The organism is Type-E symbiont of Plautia stali (assembly GCF_059731115.1).
The window spans coordinates 1-24878 of record NZ_AP035907.1 but is presented as its reverse complement, the minus strand read 5'-3'; the positions used below and the strand labels follow the sequence as shown (position 1 = coordinate 24878).

The 24878-nt window shown below is 53.0% G+C and carries 17 protein-coding genes and 1 pseudogene; 4 read left to right on the top strand and 14 right to left on the bottom strand.

Features of this window, described 5'->3' with window-relative positions; genetic code table 11:
• Positions 1-1272 carry an alanine racemase gene (locus tag AC6I8L_RS20015; RefSeq protein ID WP_058960441.1) on the top strand — a complete coding sequence of 424 codons (1272 nt, stop codon included), beginning with the start codon at positions 1-3 and terminating at the stop codon, positions 1270-1272.
• A gap of 122 nt (positions 1273-1394) precedes the next feature.
• Here the strand turns inward: AC6I8L_RS20015 and AC6I8L_RS20010 are convergent, their stop codons facing one another.
• Entirely contained in the window at positions 1395-2090 is a 696-nt protein-coding gene (locus AC6I8L_RS20010) for an aspartate/glutamate racemase family protein (protein ID WP_058960442.1), read from the bottom strand.
• A 92-nt stretch (positions 2091-2182) separates the two neighbouring features.
• Positions 2183-4240: an FUSC family protein gene (locus tag AC6I8L_RS20005; protein ID WP_058960478.1), complete on the bottom strand. Its 2058-nt coding sequence runs from the start codon at positions 4238-4240 to the stop codon at positions 2183-2185.
• 295 nt (positions 4241-4535) lie between these two features.
• On the opposite strand from AC6I8L_RS20005, the pseudogene AC6I8L_RS20000 reads away from it, so the two are divergent.
• Positions 4536-5440, top strand: a pseudogene (locus AC6I8L_RS20000) (sulfonate ABC transporter substrate-binding protein).
• 33 nt (positions 5441-5473) lie between these two features.
• On the opposite strand, the gene AC6I8L_RS19995 reads toward AC6I8L_RS20000, so the two are convergent.
• Complete coding sequence (locus AC6I8L_RS19995; protein ID WP_058960444.1) at positions 5474-6433, bottom strand: quinone oxidoreductase family protein; 960 nt, start codon at positions 6431-6433, stop codon at positions 5474-5476.
• Between the two features lie 108 nt (positions 6434-6541).
• Here AC6I8L_RS19995 and AC6I8L_RS19990 point away from each other — a divergent pair, with 108 nt between their 5' ends.
• Complete coding sequence (locus tag AC6I8L_RS19990; RefSeq protein WP_072226533.1) at positions 6542-7396, top strand: LysR family transcriptional regulator; 855 nt, start codon at positions 6542-6544, stop codon at positions 7394-7396.
• 35 nt (positions 7397-7431) lie between these two features.
• On the opposite strand, the gene AC6I8L_RS19985 is transcribed toward AC6I8L_RS19990, so the two are convergent.
• The 8 genes from AC6I8L_RS19985 to ssuD form a co-directional block, all read right to left on the bottom strand.
• Positions 7432-8646: an acyl-CoA dehydrogenase family protein gene (locus AC6I8L_RS19985; RefSeq protein WP_058960445.1), complete on the bottom strand. Its 1215-nt coding sequence runs from the start codon at positions 8644-8646 to the stop codon at positions 7432-7434.
• 2 nt (positions 8647-8648) lie between these two features.
• Positions 8649-10082: an MFS transporter gene (locus tag AC6I8L_RS19980; protein ID WP_034822356.1), complete on the bottom strand. Its 1434-nt coding sequence runs from the start codon at positions 10080-10082 to the stop codon at positions 8649-8651.
• 175 nt (positions 10083-10257) lie between these two features.
• Complete coding sequence (locus AC6I8L_RS19975; RefSeq protein ID WP_058960446.1) at positions 10258-11133, bottom strand: MetQ/NlpA family ABC transporter substrate-binding protein; 876 nt, start codon at positions 11131-11133, stop codon at positions 10258-10260.
• Positions 11130-11828, bottom strand: a complete 699-nt coding sequence (locus AC6I8L_RS19970; protein WP_058960447.1) for a methionine ABC transporter permease — start codon at positions 11826-11828, stop codon at positions 11130-11132. The genes AC6I8L_RS19975 and AC6I8L_RS19970 overlap by 4 nt, the downstream gene beginning before the upstream one ends.
• Entirely contained in the window at positions 11825-12844 is a 1020-nt protein-coding gene (locus AC6I8L_RS19965; protein WP_058960448.1) for a methionine ABC transporter ATP-binding protein, read from the bottom strand. Before AC6I8L_RS19965 ends, AC6I8L_RS19970 begins: the two co-directional genes overlap by 4 nt.
• The gene (locus AC6I8L_RS19960; RefSeq protein ID WP_058960449.1) at positions 12841-14235 is read right to left on the bottom strand and encodes an LLM class flavin-dependent oxidoreductase; all 1395 of its coding nucleotides are present in this window, start codon (positions 14233-14235) and stop codon (positions 12841-12843) included. The genes AC6I8L_RS19965 and AC6I8L_RS19960 overlap by 4 nt, the downstream gene beginning before the upstream one ends.
• Before the next feature lie 75 nt (positions 14236-14310).
• A complete protein-coding gene (locus AC6I8L_RS19955; RefSeq protein WP_058960450.1) occupies positions 14311-15717 on the bottom strand; it encodes an FAD/NAD(P)-binding protein in 1407 nt (468 codons plus the stop codon).
• A 14-nt stretch (positions 15718-15731) separates the two neighbouring features.
• Complete coding sequence (gene ssuD / locus AC6I8L_RS19950) at positions 15732-16904, bottom strand: FMNH2-dependent alkanesulfonate monooxygenase (protein ID WP_058960451.1); 1173 nt, start codon at positions 16902-16904, stop codon at positions 15732-15734.
• A gap of 276 nt (positions 16905-17180) precedes the next feature.
• Between ssuD and AC6I8L_RS19945 the strand changes: the two genes are divergently transcribed.
• Positions 17181-19112, top strand: a complete 1932-nt coding sequence (locus AC6I8L_RS19945; RefSeq protein ID WP_058960480.1) for a sigma-54-dependent Fis family transcriptional regulator — start codon at positions 17181-17183, stop codon at positions 19110-19112.
• Positions 19113-19560: 448 nt separating this feature from the next.
• Here the strand turns inward: AC6I8L_RS19945 and AC6I8L_RS19940 are convergent, their stop codons facing one another.
• The 3 genes from AC6I8L_RS19940 to AC6I8L_RS19930 form a co-directional block, all read right to left on the bottom strand.
• Positions 19561-20532: a ParB family protein gene (locus AC6I8L_RS19940; protein WP_058960452.1), complete on the bottom strand. Its 972-nt coding sequence runs from the start codon at positions 20530-20532 to the stop codon at positions 19561-19563.
• 7 nt (positions 20533-20539) lie between these two features.
• Positions 20540-21739 carry an AAA family ATPase gene (locus tag AC6I8L_RS19935; protein WP_058960453.1) on the bottom strand — a complete coding sequence of 400 codons (1200 nt, stop codon included), beginning with the start codon at positions 21737-21739 and terminating at the stop codon, positions 20540-20542.
• A gap of 2166 nt (positions 21740-23905) precedes the next feature.
• Positions 23906-24835, bottom strand: a complete 930-nt coding sequence (locus tag AC6I8L_RS19930) for a RepB family plasmid replication initiator protein (RefSeq protein ID WP_034822338.1) — start codon at positions 24833-24835, stop codon at positions 23906-23908.
• Positions 24836-24878 lie beyond the last annotated feature (43 nt).

Genomic DNA, 24878 nt, shown 5'->3' with positions numbered 1-24878 from the left:
ATGTCGATTCGTTTTCCACTGCAGGCAGACGGTTTGCTGGAAGCCCAACAACCTGCGCCACGGTTTAAATCGGTAGCGGGAGCTGGCGACCAGCCGTTAACGCCTGGCAGCAATGTGTTTACCAGTGATGAAGTGTTCTCGCCGTTGATGGTGATGAAGCAATCAGCGCTGCAGAACAACCTCCACCAGCTTGCCACGTTTTGCCAGGAGAACGGCATCATGCTGGCAGCACACGGGAAAACCTCAATGTCGCCCGCGATCTTGCGCCGCGCCATTAGCGAAGGTGGCGCGTGGGGATTGGGTGCTGCCACGCCAGCACAGGTGCGTGCGCTGCGTCAGTTTGGCATCCGCAATGTGTTTCTCGCCAATGAGCTGGTCGATCCGGCGGGCATTCGCTGGATTGGCCAATGGCAGCAGCAGCATCCCGACCACGGTTTCCTGTGCTATGTGGATTCACTGCAGGGCGTAAAATTGCTGGAGCAGCATCTCGGCGATGCAAAGATTTCTGTGCTGCTGGAGATGTCGGTGAGCGGTGGTCGCACCGGCTGCCGTTCCCAACAGGAAGCAATCAAGATTGCCGAAGCGATTAAAGACAGCCCTTCACTGCAGCTGGTGGGCGTGGCCGGTTATGAAGGTGCGCTGGGGGCGGGTCGCGATGAAGCCGGTATTCAGCGAGTGAAAGCGTATTGTCAGATGATGATCAGCACCGCTGCACTGCTGGCAGACCATCAACTCTTCAGCAGCGATCACATCATCCTCAGCGCTGGCGGTGGCGCCTGGTTTGACGTGGTGACCGAGTGTTTCACTGCGGCGGAATTACCACTGCCGATGACGCCACTGATTCGCTCCGGTGCCTATATGGCACACGACAGCGGCTTGTATGCGCGCATTGCACCGTTCGCGCAACCGGGTTCGAGCCATCACTTCGATGCAGCGCTGGAAATTTGGGGGCGGGTATTGTCTCGTCCTGAGCCAGGATTGGCTTTTGTCGATTTTGGCCGGCGTGATGTGCCGTTCGACCAGGATCTGCCCAATCCATTGTGGATCCGCAACGCAGATGGCAGTGAACCGCGCGCGGCAACCCATCTGCGTATCAGTGACGTCAACGATCAACATGCGTATCTGCTATTGCCCGAAGATGAAACGCTCCAGCCGGGTGATTGGGTAGGATGCGGTATCTCTCATCCCTGCACTGCATTTGATAAATGGCGCTATCTGCCGCTGGTCGATGACGATTATTGCGTCACAGATTCACTGGAAACAGCATTCTGACCACAAAAAAGGCTGCCAACATATTGGCAGCCAGTTCTGGCACATCCCTGTACGACCATGTGGGGTCAGACGTTGTGCCTTCAATGAGCATATAATAACACACAAAATAATTAGCAGGATAATTATTTTATTTCCAGAGCCAGTTTCACCGCATCCTCGGCATGAATCAACGTGGTATCAAACAGCGGCACGCTGGCATCTTCGGGCTTCACCAGCAGGGTAATTTCGGTGCAACCCAAAATGATCGCTTCGGCGCCCTGCGCCACCAGCTCAGCAATCACCTCACGATAACGCGCTCGCGACGACTCACGAATAATGCCAAGACACAACTCCTGATAGATGATGTCATGCACCGTCTTCCGGCCCGAGGCATCAGGTACCAGCACATCAATGCCGGACTGCGCCAGACGGCCTTTGTAGAATTCCTGCTCCATGGTGAATGCCGTCGCCAGTAAGCCCACACGCTTCACGCCAGCGGATTGAATACGCTGAGCAGTCGCATCAGCGATATGGAGCAGCGGGATAGCCACGGCACCGGTAATCTGGTCAGCGACTTTGTGCATGGTGTTAGTACAGAGCACAATGAAGTCCGCCCCGCCCTTTTCCAGACTGCGCGCGGCTTCTGCCAGAATCTCGCCGGCTCGCTGCCATTCCCCCGCCACTTGCAGCTTCTCAATTTCCTGAAAGTCGACGCTGTACATCAGGCTGCGCGCTGAGTGCAATCCGCCAAGTTGCTGCTTCACTTGTTCATTGATGATGCGGTAGTAGAGCGCCGTCGATTCCCAACTCATTCCACCGATCAAACCGATCATTTTCATCTGCGATTATCCTTTATCAAGCCTGTTCAGCACTGTACGGGATTTGTCAGTCTGGTGCATGACTCTCGCTCAAATACAGGTTAGCGGCACACTTAGGCACTCTCAACCTCAATCGAGGCATTTTCCGGCCAGCGCGCTGAGGGAAACAGCGATAAGCGGATATTGAACAGATGGAACATCGGCGAAAACAACGCCTGTTCCTGTAATGTTCGCGCTTCTAAACCCAGCAGCAGGCGATTAAGTTCATGCAACAACGCCGAATGGGGCTGTGTCTGCAGGGATTTCAGCCTGCGTTTGAGGAACACACTCAGCTCATGGAACATCGCCGTACTCTCAATGCCATTCTCGGTCAGCAGCGCTTTGTGCCGCGTGTAATAGTCGTAACAGTTGGCACCAAGCCAGGCCTCGGCAATCAGATTGCCGCCGGAAACCAGATCGGGCGATGGATCGACGCGCTTACGTGGCAAGATAATGTTCACCTTATCCAGCGTACGCGCCACAAATTGCTGCCGCGCCGTCATCGTTACCGTGTTGAGGCGCAGCGCAGCGATAAACTGCAGCAGATCGCGAATCCCTTTACGCACCGCGCGTTTCGCCGTCCACGATGGACGCTTGTTACGAATAAGCAATGTCAGCACCAGGGCGATGACAATGCCCACCAGCGTCGAAATCATGGCGTTCACTATAAGCAGAAGATCGGGCTTGAAATGGTGGCTCATGCCAATCAGCCCCGGAATCTGTGTGGCGACGATCAGGCCAATCAAATTGGTTGCCGGGTTGGCAATCACCAATCCCAGCGCAAATAATCCGGGCGCGAGGCAGATGATCATCGCTTCAAACGTTACCGCTTGTGGTATCAACACGGTAACGTAAAGCAGACTGATCGCCATTGAGATCAATACGCCTTTCAGGAATAGCTTCATCGGCGCGATAGGACTGTCCAGCCCGGCAAAGAATGAGCAGAGTACCGCCGCCATCATCGGCGCAGTCGAGCCATCTTTCCAGCCGCTGCCGATCCAGAACAAGCAGGTGGCGAAGGTGGCCAGAAACGCAGTAAAGCAGGAAAGCAACAGCAAACCTTTATCGACATGCTTATGCGCACGCACGGTTTTTCCCGGCTTGACAGTCGGTGTCCACTCACTCACGCGCTCGCTGACGCTGTGATAGGCATTAGCGATACGCACGAAGTTGAGCAGGCGCTCCAGCAATCCAATCAACAAAATACTCTCTTCACTGTTGAGCCGCCCCTCCTGCCAGGCCTGCTTCAAGTGCGCCTGTGTAACGGTCAAAACATCGTGAATCTGAACCTGGTCATCGCCGTTCAGCCATAACAAAAACTGCTGGAATGCCTCTGCAACATAGTCCGGAAAACGGATTTCCTGCTGCGCCAGCAAATTAAGCCGCGACTCAATCGCTGTCAGCGTTGGAATCAAATAGGAGAGGTGCTGATACTGCACGCTGACCAACCGCACCAGACGTCGCGCGGCATCGCCTTCATATACACAGTGTGTAATCAGGGTTTCGACGTTGAGAGGATAGTTCGCCATCTGCACCAGAATATCTTCTCGTTCCACCGATTTATCAGCTGGCATCACCGTGACTAACTCGCTGCACAACTTGCGCGCATTCTGGTACCACAGGCTGACGCTTTGCTCCAACAGACTGCGCATCGACACCGGCATGATTAAGCGGTGCACCAGGCTGCTGCAGATGATCGCCACCGTGATCTCTTCAATACGCGAAATCACCGTGTAGGTGATGGCCGAGGGTGACGTGACGTCGGGAAAGCCCATGATCGCCGCACTGTAACCGGCGAGCATAAACACATAGCTTTTTGGCGTGCGGTCATGCAATGAAAGGTAAAGGCACACGGCAACCCATAGCGAGATACACAGGCTGAACAGCATCGGTGACTCTACCGTAGTGGGATAGATTAGCAGCGTAAACAGCCCACCTAGCAAGGTGCCGAAAAAGCGAAACACCGATTTCGATACGGTCGAACCCGAATAGAGTTGTGAGGCAACGTACACTGTAGTCAGTGACCAGGCCGGTTTATCGAGATTGAGTTCCAGAGCAATGTAAAAAGCCAGAAAGGCGGCAAGACAAGTTTTGGCAGAAAACAGCACTGCGCTTTGTGAAAACCACTTCATAGAGCGAAAGAAACCCATAGCAGGCAACGTAAGCGCCTATCCTGACAGAAGCATATCGAGATGACATTTTGATTTGTTATACAAATTATTACCGTGCTAATTATCTGGGCATCTATGCAAATCAAGATGACATGCTGATTACAGTGAATGATCTTGATCACAAAAAATTAGGTTATAAGCGATCGAAATTCGTTATTTATTGGTTATATAAGCGCTTTGCTATGGTGAGAAAAAATCCACGAGAGACTCATCATGCAAACAAAAATTCCTGCTCTGAGCGCGTTGGCGCTTAGTTTTGGCCTGCTCTCTGCGCACGCCTTTGCCGCTAAACCAGAAACCGTGACCATCGGCTATCAGAAAGCCAATATTTTTGCGCTGCTGAAGTATCGCGGCACGCTGGATGAAACCTTCAAGAAGGAAGGCATCAATGTCCGCTGGGTAGAATTTCCGGCCGGGCCGCAGATGCTGGAAGGGCTAAACGTGGGCAGCATCGATTTAGCCGCCACCGGCGATGCTCCACCCGCTTTCGCGCAGGCTGCCAAAGCGGATTTGATTTACCTCGGTCACTCCCCTGCTAACCCCAAAACCGAAGCCATCGTGGTACCTAAAGATTCGCCGATCAAAAGCGTGGCGGATTTGAATGGTAAGCGCGTTGGATTGAACAAGGGTTCTGACGTGAATTATTTGCTGGTGAAAGCGCTGGAAGATGCCGGACTGAATTATAAGGACGTGAAACCCGTTTACCTGCCACCAGCTGATGCGCGCGCCGCCTTCCAGAAAGGCGCGATTGATGCGTGGGTGATTTGGGATCCGTTCCTCGCAGAAGTGGAAGCGAATGCCGATGCACGTGAAATCCGTAATGCAGCAGGTTTGGTGCCGCATTACACCTTCTATCTCGCCAGCCGCCCCTTTGCCGAAGGCCATCCTGACACCGCGAAACAGGTGGTGGATGAATTGAGCAAATTGAGTGACTGGGCGAACGCCAATCAGGATGAGGCTGCCGCGATTCTGTCCAAATCGACCGGGTTAGATAAAGCAATCTGGCAGACCACGTTGAAACGCCTGCCGTATGGCGCTACGCGTATGACGCCGCAGGTGTTCGATGAACAGCAGGCGCTAGCGGATACCTTCACCCGTGTTGGATTGTTGCCGGTGAAAGTGGATGTGCGCAGTGCGACCTGGTCACTGGATAAGCAGTGACCAGGTCGTGTGCGGCCTTGCGGCCGCACACTGTTAAACAGTGATAAACACTCTGCCTAAACGCCCACGCGTTTCTGCTCGTTGATGCGCTTCAACCACCTTTTCCAGCGGGAAAGTACTATCGATAGGCACGATCAGTTCGCCTTTCGCCGCCATCACCATCAGTTCATTCACCAAATCGCGGGCAATCTGTTTTTCACCCCATTCTGGTCCCAGCAAGCATCCGATCAACGTAATACGGTGCAACAGCAGATATTCCGCATCGACCATCTGATTACGTCCAGCGAGAATGCCGATCAGAACCGCCGACCCGCCGTCTTTTAATACTTCAATGCCATCTGACAATGCTGCGCCGCCGATGGTATCGATCAGCAAATCCACTTTATTGCCGCCCAGCAATTCCCGCACCTGCTCGCCAGCCTGCTTGTCACCCACCACAATGGCGTCATTGAGGCCAAATTCACGTAATTTTTCCAGTGATTCGGGACGCGTACCGATTCCGATCACCCGGGCACCCATGCGGGATGCCAGTTGGACGGCAGCCATGCCCACCCCGCCCGCCGCGCCGAGAATGAGTACGGTTTGGCCTGGCTGCAGCTGACCTAAATGAAACGCCCATGCAGCGGTGCCTGGCCCCACCGGAATGGCGGCAGCAATGCGCGCATCCAGGCCATCTGGAACAGGAAAACAGTTATAGGCAGCGACAGCGCGACGTTCTGCATAGGCACCTCGCCAGTTAAACGTTGCCACTTTCTGACCGATCTTAAATCCCGTCACGTTTGAACCGATGGCAAGAATGGTTCCTGCCGCCGCATAGCCAAGTGACTCGCCCGCTTGTAAGTGCTGACTATTGCGCGAAATGATATCGCCACCCTCAACACTAATGGCTTCCACCGCCACCAGCAGCTCATCCTGAGTAATCGAAGGTTCAACGACATCCACCAGTTGTAAAACCTCTGGACCTCCTGGTTGGGGGTAAGTGACTGCTTTCATCTCTGCTCTCCACACTGCTGAATACGAATAATGATCGGTAGATAAAGCGTAGCGAAGCTGATGATATGTTGGTAGGCTGCATTCACATGTATCAGACATAACCCCATCATGATATCGGACAATTTTGAACCCGCGCTGCTTCGTACTTTCGTTGCCGTTTGTCATCACCGCAGCCTGACACGCGCCGCCGAACAGGCCGGACGCGCCCAATCCGCACTCAGTGCACAGATTCGTCGACTAGAGGAACATACAGGCCAGCGTTTGCTGCGTCGTACAGGACGCGGCGTCGTCCCCACCAAAGAGGGAGAAGTGCTGCTCAGTTTTGCGGTGCGAATTCTCGCGTTGGGGGAAATGGCGGTCGCGCAACTGAGTGAAAGTACGCCCGCCGGCACGCTTCGCATCGGTATGTCCGAAGATGTGGCATCGAGTTTGCTCCCCTTTGCACTTGGCAGGCTGAGAAGATTGTGTCCGGGTCTGCACATTGAGCTTTCCATTGAGAGCGATCACATCCTCGCCAGACGTTGGCAGGAGAGCGCGTTTGATATGGTCTTGGGTCTGACCGCCGGTTTCAGCGAAGACCCGTTAACCAGTTGGGAGATCGACCTGCATTGGGTGTGCGGAATTGACTATCCCTGGGATAGCGCGCTGACGGTCGATGCTATTGTTTGCGGTGAACCTTGTTCATGGCGACGCTTGATGTTTGATGCGCTGATTGAAGCAGGCAAGGAGTTTAGGATCGCGGTAACCAGCTCCAACCTGGGTGCGATCATCCCCGCTGTTGAAGGTGGATTGGGTGTGGCCATGCTGCCAGCGGAACTCATTCGTCATGACAGTATGCGTCTGGTGAATGTCGCGCAGGCTCCGGTAAAAGTGACATATGGTTTGTTTGTCACGCGGCGGCCAAATTCCAATGTCACCACGGCGCTGAATGTGATTCAGGACAGTTTAAAAACGTTGTATTAGAAGTGGGCGGCTCAAGCCGCCCGGCATGAAATGTTTTACCCTTCCCCGCGCCCAATTTGCCAGATCCCTGTCGGCGGCGTCCCGTTAACCCTCCAGCCACCGATGTCACGTGCTTTATAGATCACCGGATTGTGTGACGAGACGGTACGCGCATTACGCCAGTGGCGGTCTAGCGCTTTGCTGATACGCGTATCCGACGCGCCGATCGCGTTAAACAACTCAGTCGCTGCGCGTGGTACTAGCTCACTGGCGATCACCTGTGCCTGACCCGCTTCAGCTTCTGCCAGCGCATTTACTGCCAGAAGTTGCGCTTCGTCGCTGCTTAAGTGCGCTTCATACGCTGATTGCAGTGAATGTGCGGCGCGGATCACCGTCGCTTCGACGGCAAACGCCAGGCTGGTGATCTCACCGATGACCTGTAGCACCTGCACATCCTGACGTGATGAATCGCCGTTGCTGTGGCTGTAAATACGATTGCGAGCGGCCACCGCTTTTGCACCATCGCGTGCGACTGCCCTCCCAATCCCGGCTAGTGTTGCCAATAGCACATGTTGATAGAACGCGGTTTGATAGCGGAAGCGCGTGGCGAAATCGAAGACGTGTTCCTGCTCGACGTGAGCGTTGTCAAAGCGTGTGGTGCCGCTGCCGGTCAAGCGCTGGCCGAAACCATCCCAATCGTCTTCACGCGTTATACCAGGTTGGTGAGTGCTTACCAGAGCGATGACATCACCCTGGTTATCGTTGCGTCGTGCATACACATCAATCCAGTCCGCAAACAACGTGCCCGTGCTGTAAAACTTCTCGCCGTTGAGCGTCCAGCCATTTGAGGCGGGCGTGACGCGGGTAATCACATCCCCGAGTTTGACTGTGCCAATTTCTGTCCAGCCACTGCCCACCAGCTCGCCGTCGATAAAACGGCGGAACCAGCGATCGCGCTCTGCACTCGCGGGCTGGTTGAGGCGGTCCTCGACAAATGCAAAGTGCGCACGTAATGCCTGCGGCAGATTGGAATCCGCTTCCGCCAGTTCGGTAAGCAATTGGAACAGCTGCGGTAGCGATGCGCCCCACCCGCCCTGCTCTTTCGGGATGCGTACCGTGCCGAAGCCCGCCTCTTTTAACCAGGTGATTGCTTCATGGGGCAAGGTGCGGCTGCGTTCGCGCTCCACTGCGCCTTCAGCAATACGATCAAACAGTGGGCGGAAATGCGCCGCCAGCGCAGCGTAATCGGTGCCTGTAGAAAGTTGGTTCATAATCACTCCTGATGAGAAAGATCGTCGATGTCGTGGCGCGTCGGTTCGTGGCGCACCGCGAGCAGGAAAAAGATCGGGATGATGGCGGCAAGCGACACCACCCAGAACATATTGGTGCCCAGCGCCGCCTGCAGAATCGGCAGAATAAACAGCGCCAGCGCGCTGCCAATCCCTGACAGCGCACGACTGAAACCCACGCCAGTAGCGCGAATGGAAGTTGGATAAGAGAGCGCCGGATAGACCATCAGCTGCGCACCCGGGCCAAAGCCTTCAGCAAACAACCACAAGCCAAGCATCAGCACCGCAAACACAATCCCCGCAATCGCTTCAGGGTGCCCAATCAATGCCAATGCAATCAGTGCGAAGAACTGCAGTGCAAATCCGGCCATTGCCACATGGCGAGACGGATATTTCCAGGCCAGACGCATGCCCAGCAGACCGCCGGTGAAAGCAAACAGCGCGTTCAGGCCGAGCGATGCGGAGATCGTTTCAAACACGCCCGCGCCGAGGAACTGCGCGAGGATCGAAGGCAGGAAGAAGGCGATCGCGGTGTATTCAAACGAGATGCAGATGTTCATCACGCCTGCCACGATGGTGCGTTCACGCCAGGGTTTCTGGAACAGCACGCGGAAACTTACCTTGGGTGCCGCTTCTGCTGGTGGTGCTTCGGGTTCCGCTTCATGCGCATGAATACCGTAAGAGTCACGCAAAATACGCACCGCAGATTTAAGATCCCCCTGATTGGCTGCCCACAGCGGTGATTCGTTCATAAATTTGCTGCGTACCGCGATGATCAACAACGCAGGAACGGCCCCGAACAGCAGTGATGCGCGCCACAACCAGTCAAGATGCTCTTTCGGTAACAGGAAGTAGAGCGCGAAGATCAGCAGGAAACACACCGTTGACGCGGCGTACCACATCGGGCACCAGGCGGCGAGTCGCGCGGCTTTGTTGCCTTTGCCTGCGAATTTAGAAAATTCCGCCAGGTAGGACATCGCCACGGGTAAATCGATACCCACGCCAATCCCCATCAGGAAACGTGCGCCAATCAGTACCCAGACATTGGGCGCTAATCCCGCTGCGATGGCGGAGACCACGAAGAACAGCATATCGGCCATAAACACCGAGTAACGGCCATATTTGTCGGTCAGCCAGCCACCAATGAGATTACCGACGATGGTGCCGACCATGATTGAGGACGTCACCAATCCGGTGAGAAGAGGAGAAAGCTGGAATTCGCGTACCACATCGTCAATTCCATAAGAGAGCGTGGTGAGATCGTAGGCATCGAGGAAGACGCCGCCGAGCGCGAGGAACACAATCATGCGCGCATAATTATTTTTGTCACTGCGGGTGTTGATCAGCCTTGCCACATCACTGACCGAACGAACCGGCTCAGACGCCGGTAAGGTGTTTTCGAAAGAAACGGTACTCATAATGCCTCACGATGTTTTTTAGTTGTGCAGGTGAGGTTGTTATAAGCGCTTACCCTTCAGGTCCAAAGCAACAAATATTGATATTAAATTGTTTAAAATCAATAATATAAAAAACTTTCAAACACAAAATCCCGGACGCGCATCGCGAGCCCGGGTGAAGGGTAACACCAGGAAATTAGTCTGCAGAGACCGGCACTAATACGCCTTTAACTAACGGATCATCCGTCGTTTTCAGCCACTGCTGAACGCGAGGATCGGAGAACGCCTGTTTTAACTTAACGATGTTCACCTGCTCCAGATAGGGCGTACCAATCACCAGCTGCGAGGCAAAAGTACGCGGTGCCGGTGGAAACAGAATGCCTTTATCACGCGGCACTTTTCCGGCATCAAACTGAGAAACATAGCCAATCGCCGCATCCACCGAATTCAACGCGCGTGGCATGGTTAGCAAATCGAGTTCTTTGAAGACGAAGCCATGCGGATTACCGACAATGTTTTTTAATTTGGCGGTACGCGGTTCAACCTTGGGATCGAGTGTGATCAAACCCTGACGTGCCAGCAGCCACAAGGCTTGTCCCTGGTTGGCGCCATCATCCGGCACCACAATGGTGGCACCCTGCGGCAGGTCGGCTATGGATTTATAGCGATCGGAGTAGACGCCAAATGCCCACTGGAACAGCGGTAAGGCAGAGGTGAGCTGGAAACCGTTGGCATCCACCACCTGCTTTAACCACCACTGGTGCTGATAGACGGTTGCCGCATATTGTCCTTGCGCCACGGCGCGATCCGCCTGAACCGGATCCTGCACGCCCACCGCTTCCAGCTTCAAACCATAATCCGGCGCGATGTGCTCGCCAACATACTCAATCAACTTCTGTTCTCCCGCCATTGCCGGTTCAAAGTGGACCTGCAGCGTGGTGCCAAAGACCACCGCTTGCGGTTGCTGACTGCGCCAGAACCCTGCGGCGGCGGCCAATGCAATGACCACTATAATCAGTAGTAGCCACGGCCAGCGGCGCGTCTTACGTAACTCAAATTCTTGTGTTGTCATCGTGATATCCCCTGAGGATGGCGTAGAATTGCGACTAAACGGTCACCGATAAATTGAATGGTTTGTATCAAAGCGATCAGCACCACAATGGTGGCGATCATGATGTGGTTGTCGAAGCGCTGATAGCCGTACACCACGGCTAAATAGCCGATACCGCCCGCGCCGATGGTGCCGGCGATGGCGGAGTACTCGATCATGGAAATCAGGTTGAGGGTGATGGCGGCAACAACAGCAGGTAATGCCTCACTCAGCTGCGCCGAACGGATGATCTGCCAGCGCGAACCACCGCACACCAACCCCACCGCAGTCACTTCATCGGGCAGTTCTCGCAGCGCGTTATCCACCAGACGACCAAAGAACGGAATGCCCGCCGCAATCATCGGCACCACCGCCGCAGGGATGCCGATGGTGGTGCCGGTCAGCCAGAAGGTAAACGGGATGATCGCCGCCATTAACACCAGAAACGGCAACGAGCGTCCCATATTCACTATCCAGCTCAGCACCCGATGCACGCCGCGGTGGGGAAACAGTCCACGTGCTGAGGTGTTAAACAACACCACGCCAACGATACCGCCGAAGCTCACCACGAACAGCATCACGATGCCGACCATCAGCGCGGTCTCACCTATCGCAGGTAACATCAATGCCGGAATTTCCAGCCACGGCGTATCCTGACTTATCACGGAAATGCTCATACCGCCTCCCGCAACTGATGGACACTGCCATAGACGCTGGCAACCAATCCAAACTGTTCAAGCTGCGCCAGCAATCGCGCCAGTGGCACACGCTCCTGCTGGAAATGAATTCCTACCTGCAAGCGTCCGGCCTGAATACCATTGACCTGCTCAACATGCGCGCCGAGCAGATCGATGCGCAGATTGAACTGCACACTCAAACGCGAGATCCAGTCGCTGATGACCGGTACATCTGTGCGATAACTCAGCTGCAGAATCAATTCCGCCACGCCAGGTTGCGCCACCAGTGGGAACAGACGTTGCCCCAGGGAGGAATCGGGCTGCGCCAGTAACTGTTTCAGCACGCCATACTGCACAATCTGCCCATCGCGAATTTCGGCAACCGCATCCGCCGCCTGACGCACTGCATCCATCTCGTGAGTGATCAGCACGATTGCCAGCTTATAGTCGTCACGCAGTTTCTTTAGCAAATCCAGCACCGCAACCGTGGCTTCAGGATCCAGTCCTGACGTCGCCTCATCGGCCAGCAGCACGGCAGGGCGAAGCGCCAGCGCACGCGCGATGCCAATACGTTGACGCTGTCCCCCCGAAAGCTGATCGGGATACGCTTTGGCTTTATGGCTCAGTCCAACACTCTCCAGCAACTCACCAACACGCGCAGAAATATCCCGCTCGACCACGCCGAGATAACGCAAAGGCAACGCAATGTTTTCCCAGGCGCTTTTGCGCTGCAGTAAGGCAGAGGATTGAAAAACGGTACCAATCGAACGGCGCGCGCGACGCAGTGCTTCGCCATTCAGCCGCGAGAGATCGCTGCCATTGATGCGAATGCTGCCCGCGCTGGGCTGCTCCAGTAAACTGATGCACTTTGCCAGCGTGGATTTGCCCGCGCCGCTGGGCCCAACGACAGCAGTGATGTTGGCCTGTGGTACCTGCAAGTTGATGGCTTTCAGCACCTCAGTGACGCGTCCATCCGCGGTGCGGTAATGCTTACTCAACTGGTCAATTTCAATCATATAACCTCCGGCAGTACCGAATTTTTCACCCGATAGCCCACGCCGGGATGCGGTGCAGTTAACTGTGGTCCGGCGTTAAACAGCTTCTCGCGCAGCGTACCTTCCGCATACGCCTTCTTATAAACACCGCGCTTTTGCAGCTCTGGGATCAGCAGTTCAACCACATCCTCAAAGGTTTCATGCGTTAATGCGTAGGCGAGGTTGAAACCATCAACGTCAGTGTCTTCCACCCAGCTTTGCAGCTCGTCGGCCACTGTTGCTGCACTGCCGATAATCAGCGGGCCAAAACCACCAATACCCACCCAATCCGCCAGCGCTTTCACCGTCCACTGACGATCGGGATCGGCGGTGGAGAAGGTTTCGACGGCTGATTGGATGGCGTTGGTGTGCAGATACTTCAGCACTTGATCCGGCTGATATTGACCGAAGTCGATACCCGTCCAGCCCGAGACCAGCGCCAAAGCTCCTTCGTAGCTCACGTAGCTTTGATATTCTTTCCACTTCGCCTGCGCGGCGGCATCGGTCTCCCCGACGATCACCGTTTGCAGATTGAAGATCAGGATGCTGCGCGGATCGCGCCCTGCTTCTTCTGCACGGCGACGAATATCCGCGACGGTTTTCTTCAGCAGCACTTTCGACGGCGCGGCAACAAACACGCATTCCGCGTGTTCAGCAGCAAACTGTTTGCCTCGGCTCGATGCACCGGCCTGGTATAGCACTGGCGTGCGCTGCGGCGACGGCTCGCATAGGTGAATGCCCGGTACGTTGAAGAAGGTGCCCTGATGATTGATGGGATGAATTTTGCGGGGATCGCTGAAGATACGCCGTTCACGATCGCGCAAAACGGCATCCTGTTCCCAACTACCCTCCAGCAACTTGTACACCACCTGCAAATATTCATCGGCATAGTCGTAGCGGCTGTCGTGATCGCTCTGCGCCTGATGACCAATATTGCGCGCCCCGCTCTCCAGATACGAGGTCACAATATTCCAGCCGATGCGCCCTTTGGTCAGGTGATCGAGCGTCGATAAACGACGTGCAAAGGGATAAGGATGCTCAAACGATAGCGATGCGGTGAGACCAAAGCCGAGATGCTCGGTCACCAGCGCCATTGGGGTAATCAACGCCAGCGGATCGTTGACCGGTACCTGCGTCGCCTGACGAATCGCGGCATCGCCATTCCCGTTCAGCACATCGTAAATACCCAACACATCGGCGATAAACAAACCGTCGAATTTGCCTCGCTCCAGCAGGCGCGCCAAATCGACCCAGTACTCCAGATCTTTGTATTGCCAGGAACGGTCGCGAGGATGCGCCCACAGGCCCGGTGATTGATGTCCGACACAGTTCATATCAAAAGCATTCAGGCGAATTTCACGTTGCGATGGCATAGCAATCTCCATAGCGAGGCCGTGATCGTGAGACGACCCGGCGTTCGTTAGTGTGTTTTTAGGATGTTTGAGAGATTAAGAAGCGTAAGGGGGACATCGCTCGTCTTGAGCGATGTTAAGTTCTCTGAGAATTTGCTGAGCAACGGCAGCAGCGTGATCGGCAACCTGTGGCAGGCCCATCAACTCACCGAAACGCGCGCGGGCGGCGGGTCCGACCACGAGCAGGCGGGCGTTGGGCTGTCCTCGCTGGTCAAGTGCGTGTGACTGCGTATCAACGTCGAGGCCAAAGCCAAGCTGGTCACCACGAATCAGGCCTTGTTCACTCAGCGAACGTAGCAGCGGCTGGCTTTGTGTCAGCGCATCATGCCCCGGTCCGGTGGTGACGATCAGATGGTCGAGCACGCGCGTTTCAATTTCACCGTTGCGCGTGTGCAGAGTGATTGCCAGCTGGTGGCCCTGCGCTGTAATGGCCTGCAGTCTGGCTGCCAGCACCTGCAAACTCCCCTGCTGCTGTCGTCTGATGATTTCCGCTGACACCTGCGGCGCGATACGATAACGATGTACATCCCACCACGCGCGCAGATGGCGCACAAAGCGCTTTTGCTCGTGCAGCGGCAAGGTTTGCCAGATGGTTTGGCCCTGTGCGCGTACATCGTCCAGCACGCGTTGCCAGGGTAATTGCTGCCGTGCCGCTCGGGCAACCTCATCCCTGATGTGATGCAGCCACAGACGCGCGCTGGGGACGTTCTGAGGTGCTATCGTCCATTCAGGCCACTCACCTTGCAGATTAGCGCGTGAGAGCTGTCCACGGCGTGAGAAAGCGGTTAACGGGCCTTGATGATGCCGAGTGCCTAATGAGGCAACCACATCCGCCATACTCAGGCCGGTTCCGATAATGGCCACGGTGGCGTCAGGATTTATCGCATCCAGCACGCCGGCTTGCCATGGATTGGCAATGAGCGCTGGGTGATGGGCAAAGGGCTGCAGCGAGCGAGGCAAGGATGGCGGTGGGTGACTGATCGCTAACGCCAGCACATCGCCCTGTAGTGTCTCGCCATTGCTGAGTAACAGCTGCTGCCCTTCCCATGCCATGGCACTGGCCTGAGCGTGCCGTAACTCAATCTGCGGATGCCGTTTTGCCGCGAGGGCAAACTGCTCTGCCAGGTAGCGACCAAACATCGCGCGCTGCGGATAGACTGATCCGTCATCACAATGGGCTACTGAATCCAGTGAACACTCAGGCTGCTGACGATACCAGCGGTCAAAGGCGCCCTGCTCATCGCCGCTGAGTTGCATGCGTGAAGCCGGGACGTTGATGCGATGCGCCGGTTCCTGCGTGGAGTAGGCCACCCCACCGCCCAGTTGCTCACGCGGTTCGACCACTGTAATCAGTAATGGAGAGGACGATTGCCGCGCGAGATGAATCGCCAGCGCCGTTCCGCTGAACCCGCCACCTGTGATGATGATGTGAGGTCGTGCCATCGTCTTCTCCTGCATTAGCTGGCGCTCGCCTGTTTTGAAGGACGTTTATCGCCACCAATTGTTTCGCCAAACGGTCCGGTGTTAATGGTGCGCGCGCGCTGCTGCTGACCATTTGCCAGCGGTAATAGCGGCAGCAGCAATTCTGCCACACGATGCGCCTCTTCCAGATGCGGATATCCCGACAGGATGAAGTTGGTCACACCCAGTGCCTGATATTCCCGTATGCGTTCGGCAACCTGCTCAGGACTTCCTACCAATGCCGTTCCGGCTCCGCCGCGCACCAGACCAACGCCTGCCCATAAGTTTGGTGAGATGTAGAGATTATCGCGCGAGCCTTTGTGCAGCGCGCTCATCCGTGCCTGACCTGCAGAGTCCATACGCGCAAAAATCTTCTGCGCCTGCGCGATGGTGTCTTCATCCAAATGACCGATTAATTTCTCTGCCGCCGCTTTCGCTTCCTGTTCCGTTTCACGCACGATGACATGCAGGCGGATGCCGTATTCCAGTTTGCGCCCGCGCGCTGTAGCACGTTCACGGACGACTGCCAGCTTTTCTGCGACCTGCTCCGGGGGCTCACCCCAGGTCAGATAGGTATCGATTTGCTCAGCGGCGACATCAATCGCGGCCTCCGACGAGCCGCCAAAATAGAGTGGTGGGCCATTTTCCTGCACTGGCGGGAACAACACCTCTGCTCCTTCAACGTGAATATGCTGCCCTTCATAGTCAACCTTCTCTCCACGCATTAAACGGCTATACACATCGAGAAACTCTTTGGTGACTTCATAGCGTTCACTGTGATTGAGAAAGATGCCGTCGCCTTTGTTCTCAACCGGGTCACCGCCCGTCACCACGTTAATCAGCAAACGTCCTTCAGAGAGGCGATCCAGGGTTGTGGCCATACGCGCGGCCAGTGTCGGCGGTTGAAGTCCAGGGCGAACGGCAACTAGGTAACGCAGTCTTTTGGTGATGGGTGCCAGTGCAGAAGCAACCAGCCATGAATCTTCGCAACTTTTGCCGGTGGGAATCAGCACACCGTAGTAACCGAGATTGTCGGCGGCCAATGCCACCTGCTGTAAGTAAGCTAAATCAACCGGGCGCCCACCTTCTGTGGTGCCGAGATAGCGACCGTCACCGTGCGTCGGGAGAAACCAGAAGACATTGATGTTCTTGTTTGCGTATTCGGCCATTATGCTTTTCCTATATAACTTTATTAAAAATTGGTCATTTCGGACTGATTATTTAGTTATATGGCTAGTAGCGAAAAGCGTGCCAGCTTTGATTCTCCTGATAATAACGCTATTTCAGCGGGTTAGGCCCCTACTGCTGTTTGTGTTTGTTGCATCGGCAACTTACCGCCTACAGCTATTGCTGCATATGCAACTGCTTATGCTTTTTTCCTGCTGTTCACAGTGAATAGCAACGATTAGCGTGTGCTGATACTCCTTAATGGACATCAAAAGATGCTGACCAACTATAGCAATTACGCTGATTCACCGCGTTTAGTCGACCCGGCTTCTCTCGCTTTTCAATCATTGCTCGACAAATTCGCCCCCACTGACGCCACGGTATTGATTGTCGGCGAGACCGGCACGGGTAAGGAAGTTGTCGCACGCTATCTCCATCATCATAGCCAACGCCGCCATGGCCCCTTTCTCGCCGTTAACTGCGGTGCTTTAACTGAAAGTCTTGCCGAAGCCGAACTCTTTGGTCATGAGAAAGGGGCATTTACCGGCGCGACCCAGGCGCATCCCGGTTGGTTTGAATCTGCGCAGGGCGGCACTCTGCTGCTGGATGAGATTGGAGAGCTGAGTTTGTCGCTACAGGTCAAGTTACTACGCGTATTACAGGAGCGCGAGATTACGCGCGTGGGTTCGCGCAAGCCGATTAAAGTCGATGTGCGTGTTATTGCGGCCACCCATGTTGATTTGGCACAGGCGATCCGAGAACGGCGATTCAGGGAAGACCTTTACTATCGCCTCAACATTGCGGTGGTGCCGCTGCCTCCGTTGCGACAGCGTCGTGATGATATCCCGCTGCTGGCGCAGCATTTCCTTTCGCTGTATGCACGTCGTTTAGGTCGACCGGTACGTCGTTTGTCACCGGATGCTTTGGAAGTGCTGCTGGAGTACAGCTGGCCGGGCAATATTCGCGAGCTGGAAAATACGCTTCACAACGCAGTACTTCTGAGTCGGGATGAGACGCTAACGCCAGCTCATTTGCGACTGACAAGATACAGTGAACAGGGATTTAACAACGCGGAAGCATCAACGCTTGATAACTTCCTGCGTCAACAACTCTCCACTAAGCCCAATCAACTGTTTGATCGCGTCATCACCAGCCTGATTACTCACGCACTGGATTTCACTGAACACAATCAGACACAGGCCGCGGCGTTGCTTGGCATCAGCCGCCACACGCTGCGTACTCATCTTGCTCATCAGGGAATGATAAAAGGACGGCGTAAGGCGGCGAGTTACATTGCAACTGCCTCTGCTGATGAGCCTCATCAGGAACGCGAGTTACGTATCGGTTATCAAAAATTCGGGAATCTTGGGGTATTAAAAGCACGGCAAAGTCTTGAGCAGTGCTTTGCACAGCAGGGTGTCAGCGTGTTGTGGAGCGAATTTCCTGCCGGGCCTCAACTACTTTATGCCTTACAAAATAACGACATCGATTTCGGTACCACCGGCGAGGTGCCGCCTATTTTCGCCCAGGCGAATGGCAATGCCGTGACCTACATTGCCTGGGAACCCCCTGCGCCCAGCAGCGTAGGGATAGTTGTCCCAATCGATAGCGATATCCGTAGCATTGCTGATTTACGTGGTAAACGTATTTCGGTCAATAAAGGTTCTAACGTTCATTGGTTATTGCTGCAGCTGCTGGAAGAAGCAGGTATCGCCCTTGATGAACTCAAAGTGGTGTATGCGCCGCCAAAATATCCTCTGACGGCCAGTGATTATCTGGCGGTCGATGCATGGATGATGTGGGACCCTTTACTCAGTGCGGCGGAGAGCAATCCTGAGTTGCGCGTGCTGGCCAACGGTGAGGGGCGTGTGCGCAACCACCAATTTTATCTGGCACGTCGCGATTATGTGGAAAAACATCACGACGTGGCCCATCAGCTAGTGGAGAGTTTACAGCAGACCGGCATTTTTATTGATAATCATCGACAGGAAGCTGCTGGTCTGCTTGCGCAGGAATTGGGTCTTGACCTTTTGGCCGTTGAAAGAGCTTTAACACGACGCAGTCATAAAACCCGTTCAATGGTATTTGAAGTGATTAAAGAGCAACAAATCATCGCCGATCGTTTTTATGCATTGGGTTTGATAAACAAGCCTGTCCGTGTTCGGGAAGCGGTTTGGCAATCGCCCAGCGTTTTGTCACTGACAGCTTAACGACCCGAATAAAGTTATCCACCTTTTCTGTGGATAAATCATTGAATATCATCTGGCTAAACCGGGTTAGTACCCTCGATGCAGCGCTAAAATTTGCTGTAATGCTGGCGATTTCAGCCTGAAATTAATTTAGAAAACACTTTTAATTCAATTAATTAGCTGTGAAATCCTGATGGCGAATGAAGAAAATTTCAGGGCATTCGCAATCTGATTTCCTCTCCTGGATAGCCTTTGTTGCTTTCCTATCCAGCTGGTTATTTTGCCTTCACCACAGATTCACTAAACTTTACGGTACAAGAATGTTATGCATTTAGAGGGTGAAAAAGTTGGCGATTTCAGCCTGAAATTTCTACACAGGTTAGATATTTTTCATACAGTTAGCGATGAAATAGCGCTGGCGAAAAGCTGAAATTCAGGCAAAAAAAAACCGCCCGAAGGCGGCATTTCGCTACTGATTGAGATATTTATTGAGTGTCTCGTTTATCACCCGATCCAACTCATCTTGCAATTCTTTCGACTGGCGATTGAATTCGTAGCTGAACATGCGGCCGCGTGTCTTCTTGCGGGCATAGCGATCTTTATCAGCAAACGTCCAGAGAGGCGTGGCGACCGCTTTGTCCTTTGCTGGCGACTGGATCAGTGTTTGGCTACCATTACGCACCAGACGCAAAATCCCATTTTTTACTTCATCTTCAGCCAGACCATCACGTGCGCAGACCGTATCGACATCCATGCCAATGGTATCAATTAAGGCTTCAACCGACTGACCAATCTCCTGAAGCTTCTCATACGCCTGCAGCAGCGTTTTGTAATCCGGGTAAGTTAACTCGGAGTGGTTTGGGAACAGAGTAACCAACTCCAGTGGTACGCTCGCGGCTTGCAACGCACGCGTCACTTTTGCCTGCGAGAGGCCTTCGCTCTGAGCAATCTCTTTCTGTGACAGGCCACTCTCTTTTAATGACAGCAGGCGCATCCCCACTTCACGCAGATTATGTTCGCGTGCGGTTTGAATGTCCTGCGCCAGGCGACGTGCTTCATCTGCCGTGATGGCAACATCAGTGACCAGCACATCCAGCCCAGTTTTGCAGTGCAGAGCGGCGGCACGGCGGCGGGAACCATCCAAAATTTCGATACGGTCGCCGCGCTTCACACCAATAGCAGGGAAGAACTGCTGCAATTTAATGGTGCGGATAATGTCGCGCAGCGATTCAGGCGTCAAGCCTGACTGGTCGCGGCCATTCGTTTCCATTACCACATAGGTTTTTTCTTCAATTTCCTTCGCCGTAATGTGTTCAAGCGTGAACAGGGCACGTTTACCGGTCGAAAGGATAAAGGTTTGAGAATGTCCGTCTGAGGCATCCTCAGTCTGCAAAGGTGTCTGGCTGAAGGTACGGCCAATCGTGATTCGTTTTGCGCTCATAGTAACCTCAGTTCAGGCGAATAAATTCAATGCGATCAAATACGGCTTTAGCGAAATCTTCCGCTGCCGAACGCGCATTCTTTAAGGCTTCGGTGCTGCCCACATAGGTCGATGGGTTCGCGGAGATCACCGTATCAAACGACTCTCCACAGCGCTCAAAGCCGTCCAGACGCGGTAAAGCAGCATCCAGCATGTCGCCGCCAAAGATCTCTTTTGCCAGGCTGTGACAAAGCTTGTGGTCCGCTTTATTCGACAGCTTGGACATAAAGCCGATGTTGCCTTGCAAGCGGCAGGATGCGCCTGATTCCTCAATGATGCCAATCAGTTCCGGCAGGCGCGTCAGATACTTCAACGTCGAGTGGAAATCAACTTGTGCTGGTGGAACTGGCGTCATCAGTAAATCAGATGCGGCAATGGCGTTCTTCAGGAAGGCATCCAGATGTGGGCCACTGTCGATGAAAATGAAGTCATAGTCTTTCTTCAGTTTTGCTACGACGTTGTCATACAGAACCGCATGCACATTCTGCGTAGGCAGATGCTCAGCACACAGTTCTTCCCAACGTGATGCAATGAACGCGTCGTCAATGGAGGCCGGCAGTACGTCGACACCAGGAATAATCGATGGCACGATGAATTCATTAAGCAACTCTTCGCGGCCCACGTTTTGCAGCATCGCTTGCGCAGCTGTGGCTTCTACCAGTCCGACCGAACGCTCATGATTGAGGAACATGGTGGCAGAGGATTGCGGATCGAGGTCGATAACCAGAATGCGCAGATCTTCATACAACAGATGTGGGTGCGCACGCAGCGCATGGGCCAGTGAGACCGTTGAGACGGTTTTCGATACGCCACCTTTGAGATTACCAACAAACAGCGTGAATGCCTCTGCGTGACGATCGCGATACTTTGGCACGCCGCGATGATGGTAGATATCAATGATGTTTTGGATGGACATTGCGTACTTGGTAGAGCTGCCCGCCGCGCGTTTATCGAATGGATAGCCGTTCTCTTCCATTTCATTTACGGCGTAATCAACGCTCGCACGCGTTAATTTAGGGAGTTTGGCTAACGCCGCTTTGGCGTAAACCTGATAAAAAGTGTTTTCCTGCAACTCTTCTTTCTGCGCCTGAATCTGTTCCGTCAGGCTCATTAGCATTTTTTCTGAACGTTGTGCGACTTTCAGAACTTGCTTCTCATCGTTAGCCATACTTGCTCCACACATGTAGGATTTATGACTTTATACCGAAATCCTGCACATGAGGCAAATCTATCTCATCTAATGCGAAACATTTAGCGCTGTGAAAATACCTTGAGTAAGAGCGTGTTAGTGCAAACATTCACTGTAATCAGCGGAGATGTTTTAATCAGAGCGGAATAATGGATGAAAGTGTGAGCAACGCCTCATTCGCGTATTTGCTCCAGCATTCACTGTAATCAGTAATTTGATCGTCTGTTGCACGAGAGTTGCGGGCAGGGTGATATGGCTGAAATCACAGCCTGCATTCACTATATTCGGCATAAGATTCACTGTAATCAGTAAACGTTCACTGTAAGTGGCAATAGGTTCACTGTAATCAGTAAACAACTGCGCTACGTTCACTGTAATCAGTGATATTGATTTTCACGCTGAGCAGTTGAAAGCCAGGGCTCTCCATGACGAAATCGGCTGCAGGCGTTTTCGGTTGATAGAGACACCTTAGTCCCAATATAAGCATTCACTATAATCAGTAGACTGCATATGGGGAGCATTGATTTAATCCGAGTGTTCACTGTAATCAGTAATCAACAGCTCGTATGGCTAGCTGGCATTCACTGTAATCAGCAATTTGTCTAAGCCACATTCAGACGTTCACTGTAATCAGTAACCCAAATCGTTCTCTCAGCGTAGCGTTCACTATAATCAGCAGTTTCGTCTTAAATGGATTCGCCATAATCGGCGGAAAGGGAAGGGCGTACGTGAGAACGTTCACTGTAATGAGTATGTGAGTCAGGAGTCAGGAGTCAGGAGTCAGGAGTCAGGAGTCAGGAGTCAGGAGTCAGGAGTCAGGAGTCAGGAGTCAGGAGTCAGGAGTCAGGAGTCAGGAGTCAGGAGTCAGGAGTCAGGGATGTAAATACGGGCTAAAATGACTGTCAACATTCACTGTAATCAGTAACCCAATTTGCGTTTTCAGTTGTGATTCGTGGTTCGCGAATGCGGGTTTGTTGTGAGTGAGTGAGTGAGTGAGTGAGTGAAGCTAAATCATCGGTGGCTAATGGCTGCCTGTACGTGAGTGAAAACGGGTATATGCTCAGCGTTGAGCATTGCAAGTACGCGATAGCGGGTAAGCTAAAACTGGCGGGTCCTGACCGGTACACCATGCTCTACTGGCGATATTAAAGATAAGCAATGTCCAGAGAATGAACGACTGAAGAGGCATGCCTGGTGGGGTATGACCGATGGCAAATGACCTATTAAAGAGAAGAGAGAAGAGCATTTTAGCTGCTCTTACTGGTGAAGTGTCCGTTTTAACCGGTGGCTATTAAATGCACCCATTGCCGGATCAACCAGAAACGGAATGCTTGTCTTTGAACTCCAACGTTCACTGTAATCAGCAAAACAGGTGAAGACCGTTTTTTCCTACCTCCCAAATCCCTGGTTGTAACATTCACTGTAATCAGTAATTGCTCCTCGCTGGCAAAGTTATTTACGTTCACTGTAATCAGTAAAGCGATCTTCTGTGGCCACAACGATCAGGTATAAAAATGTTTCGGAAGAGGGAAGGGCTGCAGAGCATTCACTGTAATCAGTGACAGCGTGACGCGCACGATTGAGGCCTTAAATCCATTCCCGACCGCACTGGCATAAGGTTCACTGCAATCTGCAATAAAGGGAAAAATTCACTGTAATCAGTGAAGGTGACCAACCCTGTCACTTTTACTGTTTATTTGTACAGACAATAAGCTGATTACAGTGAATGAATGCCAACAATTAAATATTAACTATAATATTCAGACACTTAAATTTATTCATTCACTATAATCTGTGTTCACTACATCACCACCATTCACTGTAATCAGCAACCAAATACGCTATGGCTGATGTTCACTGTAATCAGCAAACCCGCTGCAAAAGAGGGCGATCGAGTGTTGAAAACCCACCTAGTAAGTACTCACTATCACAATTAAACCCAATGATTCGTCGATTTTGATAACTCTGCAGGAGGATGTAAGACTAACGTGTCGCTGAATACTGTTTACAGTGAACGTTACTGATTACAGTGAACGAATGAAGGGATGCTGATTACAGTGAACAGTGCTTAGAAGAAGTGTGTCACTTTTGGCGATTAAGTGACACACTCAAGGGAAGGGTGCTGATTACAGTGAACGTGAAAAATCAGTCTTCAAACTCAATATCATCGAGGGAATCAATGCTCTCAAGATTGCTGATACCGTCCAGCTTCGGCGTTCTGCTATGGATAATAAAGAACACAGAACGTCCACGCTTCACCTCTGAATAGTCGAGGTAACCAATCTCCTTAAGCTGTTCCATCGCGCGTCGAACCACGTGGTTTTGCGTGGTCGTCTTAGAGCCTAAGTTTAAACGCATGCGCAGACGCGCCAGTGATATCGGTGCAGGATTGGTTGGCAAGCTTTCCAGGTAGGTATATAACGCCTGAGCCGATTCCTTACGTTTGAGCCGTGAAATAGCACGCAGCTGCAGCAAGACTTTATGGTCAAAGTTATACAGCTCAAACAGTTTGGGATCGGCCTGAATGCGCACCAGATCCTTTTCGCGATCGTAGTAGGCAGATTGCACAAGATGGGTATGGTACGCTTTGCCATTACCTTCAAAGGACAACGTATTGGTTGCGATGCGTCGTAAAGAGGCATCTAAACGCTTACGTAAGGCCGCTGACGAGTTTGCCGATGGGATCCCGCACATTTTCACGAAATCAATAAACGGCAGCGTCACCGTGTCGCCCTTTGAGGGATAACGCGAGAAAGACTGAATAATGCCAGCCCAGGTTTTGAAATCATTATCCATATCCAGCCTTGCGCCAGTAATGGTAATCTTTTCATAGCCTTCCGCTTTAACTAACGAAAGGTTCTTGAGCTCTTTGGTGGCGTCCGTTGAAGCCATCGCGCCCGATTTCCCACGCGCAGTAGACTTTAGTGTCGGAACGAACAGACCCAGGCGCATCAACGCGACCGGTTGTACGGTGTTATTTTTATTAGGATGAAGCTGGATAACCTCACCGCTGTTTTTTGTCACCGACAGAAAAGGTTCTAGTAACGCCTTGTTTTCACTCTCTTTATCTGCCATAGCCTGAGATCTTCATTCTGTGGATGAAAAGGATCGATTTCTG

Coding starts and splice junctions, on each gene's coding strand:
- AC6I8L_RS20015 (WP_058960441.1), top strand. CDS start 1: ATGTCGATTCGTTTTCCACTGCAGGCAGACGGTTTGCTGGAAGCCCAA.
- AC6I8L_RS20010 (WP_058960442.1), bottom strand. CDS start 2,090: ATGAAAATGATCGGTTTGATCGGTGGAATGAGTTGGGAATCGACGGCG.
- AC6I8L_RS20005 (WP_058960478.1), bottom strand. CDS start 4,240: ATGAAGTGGTTTTCACAAAGCGCAGTGCTGTTTTCTGCCAAAACTTGT.
- AC6I8L_RS19995 (WP_058960444.1), bottom strand. CDS start 6,433: ATGAAAGCAGTCACTTACCCCCAACCAGGAGGTCCAGAGGTTTTACAA.
- AC6I8L_RS19990 (WP_072226533.1), top strand. CDS start 6,542: ATGATATCGGACAATTTTGAACCCGCGCTGCTTCGTACTTTCGTTGCC.
- AC6I8L_RS19985 (WP_058960445.1), bottom strand. CDS start 8,646: ATGAACCAACTTTCTACAGGCACCGATTACGCTGCGCTGGCGGCGCAT.
- AC6I8L_RS19980 (WP_034822356.1), bottom strand. CDS start 10,082: ATGAGTACCGTTTCTTTCGAAAACACCTTACCGGCGTCTGAGCCGGTT.
- AC6I8L_RS19975 (WP_058960446.1), bottom strand. CDS start 11,133: ATGACAACACAAGAATTTGAGTTACGTAAGACGCGCCGCTGGCCGTGG.
- AC6I8L_RS19970 (WP_058960447.1), bottom strand. CDS start 11,828: ATGAGCATTTCCGTGATAAGTCAGGATACGCCGTGGCTGGAAATTCCG.
- AC6I8L_RS19965 (WP_058960448.1), bottom strand. CDS start 12,844: ATGATTGAAATTGACCAGTTGAGTAAGCATTACCGCACCGCGGATGGA.
- AC6I8L_RS19960 (WP_058960449.1), bottom strand. CDS start 14,235: ATGCCATCGCAACGTGAAATTCGCCTGAATGCTTTTGATATGAACTGT.
- AC6I8L_RS19955 (WP_058960450.1), bottom strand. CDS start 15,717: ATGGCACGACCTCACATCATCATCACAGGTGGCGGGTTCAGCGGAACG.
- ssuD (WP_058960451.1), bottom strand. CDS start 16,904: ATGGCCGAATACGCAAACAAGAACATCAATGTCTTCTGGTTTCTCCCG.
- AC6I8L_RS19940 (WP_058960452.1), bottom strand. CDS start 20,532: ATGAGCGCAAAACGAATCACGATTGGCCGTACCTTCAGCCAGACACCT.
- AC6I8L_RS19935 (WP_058960453.1), bottom strand. CDS start 21,739: ATGGCTAACGATGAGAAGCAAGTTCTGAAAGTCGCACAACGTTCAGAA.
- AC6I8L_RS19930 (WP_034822338.1), bottom strand. CDS start 24,835: ATGGCAGATAAAGAGAGTGAAAACAAGGCGTTACTAGAACCTTTTCTG.